13 protein-coding genes are annotated in these 12,339 nt (G+C 40.0%); 11 read left to right on the forward strand and 2 right to left on the reverse strand.

Going from position 1 to position 12,339, the window contains the following annotated elements; translation table 11 throughout:
* Positions 1-42 precede the first annotated feature (42 nt).
* On the forward strand, positions 43-1,668 hold the full coding sequence (gene panP / locus PSM_RS03935; protein WP_013464300.1) for a pyridoxal-dependent aspartate 1-decarboxylase PanP: 1,626 nt from the start codon (positions 43-45) through the stop codon (positions 1,666-1,668).
* Between the two features lie 58 nt (positions 1,669-1,726).
* Here the strand turns inward: panP and argE are convergent, their stop codons facing one another.
* Positions 1,727-2,872: an acetylornithine deacetylase gene (gene argE, locus PSM_RS03940; protein ID WP_013464301.1), complete on the reverse strand. Its 1,146-nt coding sequence runs from the start codon at positions 2,870-2,872 to the stop codon at positions 1,727-1,729.
* Positions 2,873-3,093: 221 nt separating this feature from the next.
* Here argE and argC point away from each other — a divergent pair, with 221 nt between their 5' ends.
* From argC to PSM_RS03985, 9 genes are all read left to right on the forward strand, one after another.
* Entirely contained in the window at positions 3,094-4,107 is a 1,014-nt protein-coding gene (gene argC / locus PSM_RS03945; RefSeq protein ID WP_013464302.1) for an N-acetyl-gamma-glutamyl-phosphate reductase, read from the forward strand.
* The gene (gene argB / locus PSM_RS03950; RefSeq protein ID WP_013464303.1) at positions 4,104-4,871 is read left to right on the forward strand and encodes an acetylglutamate kinase; all 768 of its coding nucleotides are present in this window, start codon (positions 4,104-4,106) and stop codon (positions 4,869-4,871) included. The genes argC and argB overlap by 4 nt, the downstream gene beginning before the upstream one ends.
* A gap of 7 nt (positions 4,872-4,878) precedes the next feature.
* The gene (locus PSM_RS03955; RefSeq protein ID WP_013464304.1) at positions 4,879-5,811 is read left to right on the forward strand and encodes an ornithine carbamoyltransferase; all 933 of its coding nucleotides are present in this window, start codon (positions 4,879-4,881) and stop codon (positions 5,809-5,811) included.
* Positions 5,808-7,010, forward strand: a complete 1,203-nt coding sequence (locus PSM_RS03960) for an argininosuccinate synthase (protein ID WP_013464305.1) — start codon at positions 5,808-5,810, stop codon at positions 7,008-7,010. Before PSM_RS03955 ends, PSM_RS03960 begins: the two co-directional genes overlap by 4 nt.
* A gap of 52 nt (positions 7,011-7,062) precedes the next feature.
* Entirely contained in the window at positions 7,063-8,928 is a 1,866-nt protein-coding gene (gene argH, locus PSM_RS03965) for an argininosuccinate lyase (RefSeq protein WP_013464306.1), read from the forward strand.
* A 253-nt stretch (positions 8,929-9,181) separates the two neighbouring features.
* Positions 9,182-9,376 carry a hypothetical protein gene (locus tag PSM_RS03970; RefSeq protein WP_013464307.1) on the forward strand — a complete coding sequence of 65 codons (195 nt, stop codon included), beginning with the start codon at positions 9,182-9,184 and terminating at the stop codon, positions 9,374-9,376.
* Positions 9,377-9,392: 16 nt separating this feature from the next.
* Positions 9,393-9,926 (forward strand): hypothetical protein, encoded by a 534-nt coding sequence (locus PSM_RS03975; RefSeq protein WP_013464308.1) that lies wholly within the window; start codon positions 9,393-9,395, stop codon positions 9,924-9,926.
* Positions 9,927-10,436 (forward strand): hypothetical protein, encoded by a 510-nt coding sequence (locus PSM_RS03980; RefSeq protein WP_013464309.1) that lies wholly within the window; start codon positions 9,927-9,929, stop codon positions 10,434-10,436. It begins immediately after the preceding gene.
* Positions 10,436-10,957: a hypothetical protein gene (locus tag PSM_RS03985; protein WP_013464310.1), complete on the forward strand. Its 522-nt coding sequence runs from the start codon at positions 10,436-10,438 to the stop codon at positions 10,955-10,957. Before PSM_RS03980 ends, PSM_RS03985 begins: the two co-directional genes overlap by 1 nt.
* Before the next feature lie 20 nt (positions 10,958-10,977).
* Here PSM_RS03985 and coaD read toward each other — a convergent pair whose 3' ends face one another.
* The gene (gene coaD / locus PSM_RS03990) at positions 10,978-11,469 is read right to left on the reverse strand and encodes a pantetheine-phosphate adenylyltransferase (protein WP_024601870.1); all 492 of its coding nucleotides are present in this window, start codon (positions 11,467-11,469) and stop codon (positions 10,978-10,980) included.
* A gap of 178 nt (positions 11,470-11,647) precedes the next feature.
* On the opposite strand from coaD, the gene PSM_RS03995 reads away from it, so the two are divergent.
* Complete coding sequence (locus PSM_RS03995; RefSeq protein ID WP_013464311.1) at positions 11,648-12,301, forward strand: TetR/AcrR family transcriptional regulator; 654 nt, start codon at positions 11,648-11,650, stop codon at positions 12,299-12,301.
* The last annotated feature ends 38 nt before the right edge of the window (positions 12,302-12,339 follow it).

A 12,339-nucleotide genomic window follows, 5' to 3' on the forward strand; every position in this document is an offset into this window, starting at 1 on the left:
TTACAAACTAACAGGTGTTTTAGTCACACACTAGGTATGAAGATGGATCAAAAGCGTTGTGCCGTCGCCTCTAAAGAAAGCCTTAAACGGATATTCACCGTTCCAGAGGCGCCAGACTCAACTTTGAGCAAAATAGAGCTTGAAATTTCGAGTAATTTAGCAGGTTTCTTAAACGAAAATATCGCGGCAATTGAAAAACCATTACATGAAATAGAAAAAGATTTTCAATCGGCGGCAATCCCTGAAGAACCGACGTTTGTGTCTTGCTATGCTCAAGATATTATGGAGCAGCTGGTTGCTCATTCTGTTCATACCGCAGCGCCAAGCTTTATTGGCCATATGACATCGGCTCTGCCTCATTTTTTACTACCGTTATCGAAATTAATGGTTGGGTTAAATCAAAACCTAGTAAAAATTGAAACCTCGAAAGCGTTTACCCCATTAGAACGTCAAGTTTTAGGGATGATGCATCATTTAGCTTATAGCCAAAGTGATGGTTTTTATTCTAAATGGATGCACAGTGCAAAAACTTCGTTAGGGGCATTTTGCTCTGGCGGCACCGTGGCAAATATTACTGCACTTTGGATAGCTCGAAACCGCTTATTAAAAGCGGATGGCAATTTTAAAGGCATTGCTGCACAAGGTTTAGTTGCAGGAATGCTTCACTATGGTCACAAAGGGCTGGCAGTTTTAATTTCTGAACGAGGTCATTATTCGCTTGGTAAATCGGTTGATTTATTAGGTATTGGTCGTGAAAATTTAATTGGTATCAAAACTTCTGCCGATAACAAAGTCGATGTTAGTGCAATGCGAGAAAAAGCGTTAGAGCTTGAAGCACAAGGCATTAAAGTGATGGCAATTGTTGGGGTCGCAGGAACCACTGAAACCGGTAATATTGACCCACTTGAAGATATGGCTAATTTAGCACAAGAGATTAATTGTCATTTTCATGTTGATGCAGCGTGGGGTGGAGCTACTTTACTGTCTAATACCCATAGGCATTTATTAAAAGGTATTGAGCATGCAGATTCAATCACCATTGATGCGCATAAGCAAATGTATGTGCCGATGGGGGCCGGTTTAGTCTTATTTAAAGACCCTGCTGCAACTGATGCCATCGAGCATCATGCTGAATATATTTTACGTAAAGGCTCTAAAGATTTAGGCAGCCATACGCTTGAGGGAAGTCGCCCTGGGATGGCGATGTTAGTGCATGCTTGCTTACGTGTTATTGGTCGTAAAGGCTATGAAATGCTTATCGATCGCAGTATTAAAAAAGCGCGTTATTTTGCTGATTTAATAAAAGCCGATGAAGACTTTGAGTTAATATCAGAGCCAGAACTTTGCTTACTGACCTATCGCTATGTACCAAAACAAATTAAACACGCGATAGCCCAAGCTGATGCACAAACCCGTTTAGACATTTTTGCCGCGCTTAATCGTTTTACTGCCAGCATGCAAAAACGCCAACGTGAATCGGGTCGCTCATTTGTATCGCGTACGCGTTTAACGCCAGTTCAATATGATAACCAACCAACCGTGGTATTTAGAGTGGTACTGGCGAACCCGCTTACCTCAGGTGCTATATTAAAAGAGATATTAGAAGAGCAGAAAGAACTGGCACAAACTGATCCGGTGTTTAAAAAGTATTTACGAAAATATATGTAACTACAATTACAAATGCAATGACAAAAAAGACGCGATTAAGCGTCTTTTTTGTTGCTGATTAAAAGCAACTCGCCTTTATAAGGTTGCTGATAATTTGTTGAGAAGGTTTGATTTTTTCCATTGCTAAAAACTCATCGGGCTGATGCGCTTGGTTAATAGAGCCTGGTCCCATTACGATGGTTTCACAACCGAGTTGCTGTATAAATGGCGCTTCGGTACAGTAGTTAACAGCCACTGCTTTTTGCCCTGCTATATTTTCGGCTAATTTGACTAACGCGCTATCTGTGCTTCCCGTAAATGCTGGAATTGGCTCATGCAAATCAATTACGCTCACAGAGTTAGGGTATTGCTGGTTTATATCGTAGGTTGCATCAAGTACCAGAGCTTGAAGCTCTTGCACGCTTAAACCTGGAAGAGGGCGCATATCAATGTGCATTTCACAGCAGCCACAAATTCGGTTGGCATTGTCACCCCCATAAATATTGCCTAAGTTGAGTGTTGGATAAGGAATTTCAAAGTGATTTATTGAATATTTATTCTTAAGTTGTTCTTTTAAGATCAGTAATTTTGTAATCACTTTATGCATTACTTCGATGGCATTAAGGCCCCGTTCGGGATCAGAGCTATGTCCTGAGCGACCAACGACTCTGATTGCTGTAGTCATATGGCCTTTATGGGTAAATACTGGTGTCATATCCGTGGGTTCACCAATAATACAGCGGCTTGGCTTTAAATTTGGGTGCTTACAAATTTGCTGTGCGCCAGCCATAGTGGTTTCTTCGTCGGCGGTCGCTAATATTAAAATAGGTTGAGTTTGTTGCTTTTCATCAAGCTCACTAATAGCTTGCAGTACAAAAGCAAAAAAGCCTTTCATATCAATACTGCCTAAACCATATAATTTGTTATCAAGTTCAGTTAATTTAAATGGATTTTGATTCCAGCGGCTATCATCAAACGGCACCGTATCGGTGTGCCCCGCAAGCATTAACCCGCCATCGCCTTGTCCGCGTTTTGCTAATAAGTTGTAGCGGCCTTTACCACCTTCTAACTCTATTATTTCACAGGTAAAACCTAAGCTTTCACACCACTGAGCGAGTAGTTCAATCACGCTTTTATTGCTCATACACAAATGCTCTTCAATAGCGCTAATAGAGGGGGCAGCAATCAATTGCTGATACATCGAGATAAATGACGGCAGAGACATAAAAAAATCCAAAATAAGTATTCAATTTAATTGCATAACAATATAAAAGTATTTATGATGAATATCAATTCACTTTTTAAGCATAAATATATCAAAGTTACGCCATGAAAATAATACGACGATAGTTATCACTCATTAATTTAATCAGTTTAGCTAGGTTGCAACCTAGTGTAAGTAAATAACATGGAATGTAGTCACTAATTTTATATAAAGAGTAAATAATGAACGTAGTAATTATAGGTGCCAGCGGTTACAGCGGCGCAGAATTGGCTAGCTTAGTTGCCAAACATCCAGCATTAACATTATCAGCATGTTATGTATCAGCGCAAAGCTTAGATAAACATAAATTGCTCAGTGAATTATACCCTGAGCACTTAGGGTTACTTGACTTACCTTTGCAACCACTTAATGAGAGTGCATTGAGTGATATAGCTCATTCAGCAGACTATGTGTGTTTATGCACTGACCATAAAGTAAGTGTTGATTTAGCCCCTCAGTTTTTAGCGATGGGCAAAAAGGTATTTGACCTTTCGGGTGGTTACCGTCTTGAAAGTAATGAAGATTACGTCACTTATTATGGTTTTGAACACCAACATCCAGAACTTCTTAATGAAGCTGCATATGGCCTTGCAGAGTGGAATAGTGAGGCCATTGCAAAGGCGCAGTTAGTTGCTGTAGCTGGCTGCTACCCAACTGCCGCATTAAATGCATTAAAACCTCTTCAGCAAGCTGGGTTACTTAGTGATGAGCGGATTATTATTAATGCTGTATCGGGAGTAACTGGGGCTGGTCGTAAAGCAAGTATTGGCACGCATTTTTGCGAAGTATCGCTAGCTGCTTATGGTTTGTTTAACCATCGTCATGGGCCTGAGATACAGCAGTATCTTGGCCATAACGTGTTATTTACTCCTCATTTAGGTAATTTCCCGCGCGGTATTTTAGAAACCATTTATGTACAGCTAAAACCGGGTGTGACCAGTGAGCAAGTAACTAAAGCGTATCAAGTATTAGCAGATGAGCCGTTAATTCGATTGCTTGGTGGCAAAATTCCCTCCATTAAAGGGGTAGCAAAACAACCCTATGTTGATATTGCATGGCAGCAGCAAGACTCACAATTAATAGTAATGGCAGCGATTGACAATTTACTAAAAGGGGCGGCTGGTCAGGCTCTGCAATGTATTAATTTGTCAATGGGTTTGCCTCACACTACAGGTTTAGTAGGAGCGTTTAAATGAGCAGTAAAACGTGGGTAATTAAACTCGGTGGCGCAGTACTCAATACTGAAAATGCCGCTAAAGCGCTTTTTGAGGTTCTTGATGAGCAACATGATGCACAATTTGTCATTGTTCATGGCGGTGGCTCATTAGTTGACCATTGGTTAGCAGAAGCCGGTTTTGCCAGTGCTAAACACCAAGGTTTGCGTATCAGCCCTAAAGAACAGATGCCTTATATTGTAGGAGCATTAGCGGGAACAGCAAACAAACAATTAATGGCGCAAGCAATGACTGCTGGGCACAAACCCGTTGGCTTGAGTTTATATGAAGCTGGAATAACAGCATCACAAAAATTAAAAGCGCTAGGGCAAGTAGGTCAATGCCATAGTAATGATGATTCTATTATTAATGAATTACTCAGTGGCGGGCGTTTACCTATAGTCAGCTCCATCGGTTTTGATGAGCAAGGGCTTTGGTACAACGTTAATGCTGACGAAGCAGCAGCCGCGATTGCGAGTAATTTAAACGCCGAACTTATTTTTATGACAGATGTAGAAGCGGTGCTTGATGTGAATAAGCATCCACTACATCAACTTGACACAAAACACATTGATACTTTAATTGCAGAGGGAGTAATTGTGGGCGGGATGGAGGTCAAAGTTAAGACCAGTCTTCACGCTGCCCAACATTTACGACGCGGTGTGTACATTTCCAGCTGGCAAAAGCCAGAAAATTTAACGGCTTTGCTGCAAGGCGAGCACGTCGGAACTAAAGTGACACCATAGGTTGAATATGTTTAAAGATTTTATAACGGGTCTAGAATTAGACCAACAAGGCGCCCTTAATTTATTAAAATTAGCGCAAGATATTAAAGAAAGCCCTGCAAAGTACAGCCAAGTGTTAGCTGGTAAGTCAGTGGTTACTCTGTTCGAAAAGCAAAGTTTACGTACGCGTTTATCGTTTGATATTGGTATAAACCGTTTAGGAGGTCATGCGGTTTATCTTGATCAACAAAACGGCGCGATGGGGGCACGTGAATCAATAAAAGATTTCGCCTTGAATATTTCAACTTGGGCTGATGGTATTGTTGCCCGGGTCAATCAGCACAGTACGTTAACTACCTTAGGTGAGTATTCGTCTGTTCCGGTGGTTAATAGTTTGTGTGATTTATATCACCCATGCCAAGCCTTAGCTGATTTTTTAACGCTTCAAGAAGTGCACGGTGATGTTAGTCAGCTAAAGTTGGCTTATTTAGGTGAAGGCAATAACGTAACGCATTCACTGATGCTACTTGCAGCAACTCTAGGGACTGATTTTGTTGCTGTGACGCCAAAAGGCAGTTCGCCCGATTCGCAAATTCTTAAAAAAGCGGAGCAAATTGCCGCAATGAATGGGGCGTCTGTGATGGTAAGTGACAGAGTTGAGGCTGCGGTAGGTGCTAACACAGTTTACGCTGATACCTGGGTTTCTATGGGAGACACCACACCGCTTGAGCAAGTGAAAGAAAAATACATGCCTTATCAATTAAATCAGGCATTACTTAAAAAAACCGGGGCTACCACGGTATTACATTGCCAACCGGCACACCGTGAGTTTGAAATTACCTCTGAGGTAATGGATGGCCCCGCATCAAAAATTATTCAACAAGCAGAAAATCGTATGCATGCGCAAAATGCTCTGCTTGTTACATTATTAAATCCAAATTTTGTTAAGGAACACCTATGAGTTCAATTAAAAAAGTCGTTTTAGCCTATTCAGGTGGTCTTGATACATCGGCTATCGTGCCATGGTTAAAAGAAAACTACGGCTGTGAAGTTATTGCCTTTGTGGCCGATGTTGGCCAAGGCGCAGAAGAACTTGAAGGCGTAGAAGCGAAAGCCATTGCATCGGGTGCATCTGAATGTTACGTGGTTGATTTGAAAGATGAAATGGTAAGTGATTACATTTACCCAACACTTAAAACAGGCTCTATATACGAAGGAACCTACTTGCTAGGTACTTCTATGGCACGTCCAATCATCGCTAAAGCCCAAGTTGAAATTGCCCGTAAAGTGGGGGCAGATGCACTTTCTCATGGCTGTACGGGTAAAGGTAACGACCAAGTACGTTTTGAGTCATGTTTTGCAGCACTGGCTCCTGATTTAAAGGTGATTGCGCCATGGCGTGAGTGGGATTTATCAAGTCGTGAATCATTGCTTTATTACCTAGCTGAGCGTGATATTCCGTGTTCTGCATCAGCAACTAAAATTTACAGTCGCGATGCTAACGCATGGCATATCTCCCATGAAGGCGGCGAGCTTGAAGACCCTTGGTGTGAACCAAGTGAGCAAGTATGGACTTGGACTAATTCACCAGAGCAAGCGCCCGATAAAGCTGAGCATGTCACTTTATCAGTTGTAGAAGGTGAAGTGGTTGCTGTAAACGGCGAACAATTAAAGCCTTACGACTGTTTAGTTAAACTAAACGACATAGCTGCCCCGCATGGTGTTGGTCGTGTTGATATTGTAGAAAACCGTTTAGTGGGTATGAAATCACGCGGTTGTTACGAAACACCAGGCGGTACAGTGATCATGGCGGCGCTTCAAGCAATTGATGAGCTCGTTCTTGATAAGTCAAGCCGTAAATGGAAAGAGGTACTCGGTGGTGAATTTTCGCATTTAGTCTACGACGGTCGTTGGTTTACGCCGCTTAAAGATTCTATTTTAGCCGGTGCAGAAGCGCTTTCTACGTTAGCAACAGGTGAAGTGGTACTTAAACTTTACAAAGGGCAAGTAACAGCGGTTCAGAAAAAATCACCTAACAGTTTATACAGCGAAGATTTTGCTACTTTTGGTGAAGACGATGTTTATGACCAATCGCACGCAGAAGGCTTTATTCGTTTATTCTCACTATCAAGCAGAATTTCAGCATTAGCTAAAAAGTAATTTTTTAAGCCCCTTGGAATTAAGGGGCTATTATCGGGTTTGGAGAGATTTCATGGCATTATGGGGCGGGCGTTTTTCTACGGGTCCAGATGAAGCGTTTAAACAATTTAACGATTCACTTCCCTTCGATTATCAATTAGCAGAGCAAGATATTATTGGCTCTGTTGCATGGGCTGGCGCACTTGAACAAGTGAACGTGTTATCTAATGACGAACACCAAAAGCTGGTATCGGCATTATATGAATTACTTGAAGAGGTAAAAGCAGATCCACAAGCTGTTGCCACCTCAGGTGCTGAGGATATTCACTCGCATGTTGAAGCCGCGCTAATTGAAAAAGTGGGTGATTTAGCTAAAAAATTACACACTGGACGCAGTCGTAACGACCAAGTTGCTACCGACTTTAGATTATGGTGTCGCGATACCGCCGATCACATTTTAAAAGCGATTGCACAATTAAAAGCTGAATTTGTTGCCCTTGCTGAGCGTGAGTTAGGCACAATATTGCCAGGCTACACCCACTTACAGCGTGCACAGCCCGTGTTATTTAGCCATTGGTGTATGGCTTATGTAGAAATGTTAGAGCGTGATGAAAGCCGGTTGCAAGATGCCCAAGCACGAATGAACTATTGCCCATTAGGCAGTGGCGCTCTTGCGGGAACTGCCTATCCTATTGACCGTCATGCACTTGCGCAAGGGTTAGGGTTTATAGGCGCGACCAAAAATAGTCTTGATGGTGTATCTGATCGTGATTTTGTGGTTGAGCTATTAAGCTGTGCGTCTATCTCTATGATCCACTTATCGCGCATGTCTGAAGACTTGATTTTTTATAACTCAGGAGAAGCTGGGTTTATCGAACTGGCTGATAATGTTACATCGGGCTCATCTTTGATGCCGCAGAAAAAGAACCCTGATGCACTAGAGCTTATTCGTGGCAAAACAGGACGGGTGTTTGGTGCGTTTAGTGCAATGATGATGACTCTAAAAGCACTGCCGCTTGCCTACAATAAAGACATGCAAGAAGACAAAGAAGGCATTTTTGACGCTATGCCAACGTGGCTTGCGTGTATTCATATGGCGCAAGCGTGTATTAAGGGTGTAACAGTTAAAGCAGACAAAACTTTAGCAGCGGCAAAAGGTGGCCACGCGAATGCAACCGAGCTTGCTGATTATTTGGTAGCCAAAGGTGTGCCGTTCAGAGAAGGGCATCATATTGTTGGGGTATTGGTGCAATTAGCCATTAGTGAAGGTAAAACGTTAGAGGAGCTTTCACTTGAGCAGTATAAATCAGTAAACCCAGTGTTTGAAGATGACGTGTATCCGGTACTTGAAATTGATGCTTGTATTAAAGCACGTCAAGCACTTGGCGGAACCTCATTAGAACAAGTAAGTAAAGCGGTTAAAGACGCGAAAAAAAAACAGCAAATAACAGTTCGTGATGCAAACCTAGATGACGTGGAAGTAATCGCTAAACTCGTGCAACATTGGGCAACAGTCGGCGAAAACTTACCGCGCGCTAAAAGTGACATGGTGCACTCAATTAATGAATTTGCCGTGACAGAGATTAATGGGCAGGTATCAGGTTGTGCTTCATTATACATTTACGACACCGGATTAGCTGAAATACGCTCTTTAGGTATTGACCCTAAAAGCGGGGTAACAGGGCAAGGGCGAGAGCTGGTAGAACATTTATTAGTAAAAGCCAAAAAATTGGCACTCAATCGTGTCATCGTTCTGACTCGTGTACCTGACTTTTTCGAAAATCAGCGGTTTAGTTTCTGTAATAAAGAGAGCCTACCTGAAAAAGTCATGAAAGATTGTGAGTTATGTTTACGTAAAGAAAACTGTGATGAAGTCGCAATGGAATATATGTTAAAGCCAAGTAATAGCATGGAGATCCCTTGTAAAAACGTGGCTTGAGCAATCCCTAGGATAAAAAACGCACGGTGACCCCGATGCGTTTTTTTTTGAGTAAAATAAAGTGATGTTTTAAATTAATATGCTATGAATTTAAAGTTGGCATATCGGTTGCATTTATAGTTCTGTAGTGTGTTGTTGAGTCAATTAATCAACGAAGGCAATACGTTACAGAAGTTATTTAGTAACTGCTCCAGATGGTGTGATTTAAATTTGCGCCAATAATAAAAATTTAATACTCATAAGGATTAATCACATGCAAATTTCAGCTAATAGCCAAGTACAAATGCAAGCATATAATAAAACGCAACAATTAAAGCCTGCAATGGAACAAACTGCTAGCCCTAAAACCCTACAATCTGATACAGTTAGTATATCTCAAGAGGCAATGAGTGCTGCTGGTGCAGAACTTCGTCGTGGCGGCGGTATTGTACCTATCAAACCTAAATAATTAATTAAGGTTTTAAATGTTTTTAACTGAGTTTTTTGGTTTTTTCTCGCTTTCAGCGTTTACAATGTGGGGCTTTTTAATGGCATTTTTTTTTAATGTCTTTGTCTATACTTTAAACGTAAAAAGAAATACAACTTTATTACTCAGTTCATTTATTATGATGGTTTCTTATACTCTTTCAGACTATTTTTTTACTTGGCTATCAATTAAAACTGCGGTTTTATTAGATTGGGCTATCTATGATATTTTTACCATTCTTTGCTTGCTAATAGCTATGGCTATGTTAAGAAAAACGACACCCTCTTTTTTGTATTTAATTGTGGGTCTTGCAATAAATTCACTTTTCTTTTCCCTCATGTACTTAGATTTGAATGTATATCAAAATAAAGAACCTTGGCTTTTTTGGGATATCTACACCTTCAGTGTAAACATTATTGATCTGATTATGATTGTCGCTTTAATAGTAGACCGTGATTTCCTTGGCTTACACACCCTTAAAAGTAAACTCATTTCATTATTCAAAACGACTGAGCTTAACAAAATCCAATAAATGTATTATGTAGACTTATTTTTAGCAGATTATATCGATGCATTTATACAGTGGGGCTTTTTAATGGCCATGTTGTACGCTTTGGTATCGAGTATAAATACGCTAAATAAATCTTTGGTCTATTTAGCCACAATCATGTTCTTTTCTTACCTTATTGGTGATTTCCTTTTAGTTTTCAAAAACGTTTACCTTAACTGGATTTTTTTTGATTTCGCTACAGTTTGTATTATTTTTATAATAACAAAAGCTTCAAGCTTTGAAAGCGATGTGGCTAAAAACTATATTGTTAGTGGCTTATTGATTAATGCTTGTTTAACGTATGCTATTTACATAGATCTTTATATAAACTGGAACTCAGATCCTTGGTGGTTGTGGAGCCTGTACTCTATGGGGGTTAATGTTGTTGATTTACTAATGATTATTACTATTTTTATCAATAAAGACTTTTTAGGGCTAATGAAACTTAAAGGTCGTTTATTTAGATCACGCGCTGAGTTTAAAAGCCCATAATGACAGATTTATTATGGCTACTTGTTAAAGTTGGCGAGAATTTAGGTAATTTTATTTTGTGGCTATTTTTAATCGCTTTTCTATATAATCTTTCTTCGAGCATTAATAAACAAGATAAAAGCTTGCTGCATATTTCATTGATAATGATGATTTCTTATTTTCTAAGTGCATTTTTAAGCCTCGAAACTTCAACTTATAAAGATTATTTCATATTTGATCTCACAACTATTTTTACACTTTTTTTGTGGCGAAAAATCACGTTGCAAAATACACCTATTGCTTTTTATTACTTAATTCTGGGGTTGGGTGTTAATACCTGTTTATTTTTGGGGATGCATTATGATGTTCAAGTTAAAGGAAACATTGATTATTGGTGGTTTTGGGCTGCATATGGGTTTGGCGTTATTCTATTTGATCTTATAATGGCATTGGCACTATTTATCAATAAAGATTTTTTGGGCTTAGTGAGGCTTAAGAACGTTCTGTTTCCATCAAGAGCGAAGCTACCTAGCGTAATGTAACGATACGCTAGGTGTTGTGTTTAATGCTTAGTTTTCCCAAGCCTTGACTGCAGGGCTTTCATTACTATGGTGTCAACAAACTCACTCACATCCCCGTTATGGCGTGCTACTTCTTTTACTAGTGTTGATGATATAAAGGTATTGCGCTCGGCGGGCGTTAAAAATACGCTTTCTAAATCAGGGTTTAAACGGCGATTCATATTCGCGAGCTGAAACTCGTAATCAAAATCAGAAACCGCTCTTATGCCTCTGATCAGTACATTAGCATTATGGTCACGGGCTAAATCGGCGAGTAGCCCTGAAAAGCCAATGACTTTTACATTATCTAAATGGCTTAAAATCTCATTTGCTAAATCAACGCGTTCTTCTAAAGTAAAACACGGTTTTTTACTTGGGTTATGAGCAATAGCCACAATAACGGTATCGAACATTTTAGCCGCACGCTGAATTAAATCAGTGTGGCCGTTGGTAAGAGGGTCAAATGTGCCTGGGTAGATTGCGGTCACTTTCATAATATTTACTGTGTTATTATTTTTAGCCGTAGTGTAGCAGTGTTTAGTGTGCAAAGCAGCCTTGTGAGTAAATTGTATATAACTGCAGCTGCGCAGTGTTACAAATGCAATGATTTGTTTATACTAGGCGGATTATTTTAATGCAGCATCGTATTTTCGAAAATTGAGTAATGAGTATATGAATACCAAGGATAAAATAATTCAAACCAGTATTTCATTGTTTAACGAACATGGTGAAAGAGCAATATCTACTAATCATATCGCATCGAGTTTAGGTATGAGTCCGGGTAATCTGTACTACCACTTTAAAAATAAAGAAGACATTATTCGCCATATATTTGCACTTTATCGTGACCATTTAAGTACTCATTTTAAGCCGGTCGATCAAGGCGACGATGCTTTTGAACACCTAGGTCCTTATTTAGATTCGCTATTTGAATTGATGTGGCGCTATCATTTTTTTTACGACAACCTTGGCGATATTCTCGCTCGCGATAGTCATTTAAAACAGGGTTACATTGATTTTCAGCAAGAGTTACTTGAGCAGGTGCGTAACATCATTTTGGCCTTACGCGACAGCGAAATTATTGCTATTGATGAACAAGATGCTATCGAACTTGCTCATACGTTAAAATTAACGGTCAGCTTTTGGACACCCTATATGAAAGCAAGAAGGCTTAGTGGTGTGCTGGTTGAGCAAGATATTTACCCTGGTATTGTAAAAGTACTGACTTTATTTAAAGCCTACAGCACCGAAAAAAGCGCAAATAAAATTAATCAGTTAAGAGACAAGTACGCACTTTTAGCAAATGCTGCTCCCCAGAATCCTTAAGCCCGTTAAGTTGGTTAGTTCCTAGGCGCTAAATTTTT

This window comes from Pseudoalteromonas sp. SM9913, assembly GCF_000184065.1.
In the GTDB taxonomy this organism is placed as follows: domain Bacteria; phylum Pseudomonadota; class Gammaproteobacteria; order Enterobacterales; family Alteromonadaceae; genus Pseudoalteromonas; species Pseudoalteromonas tetraodonis.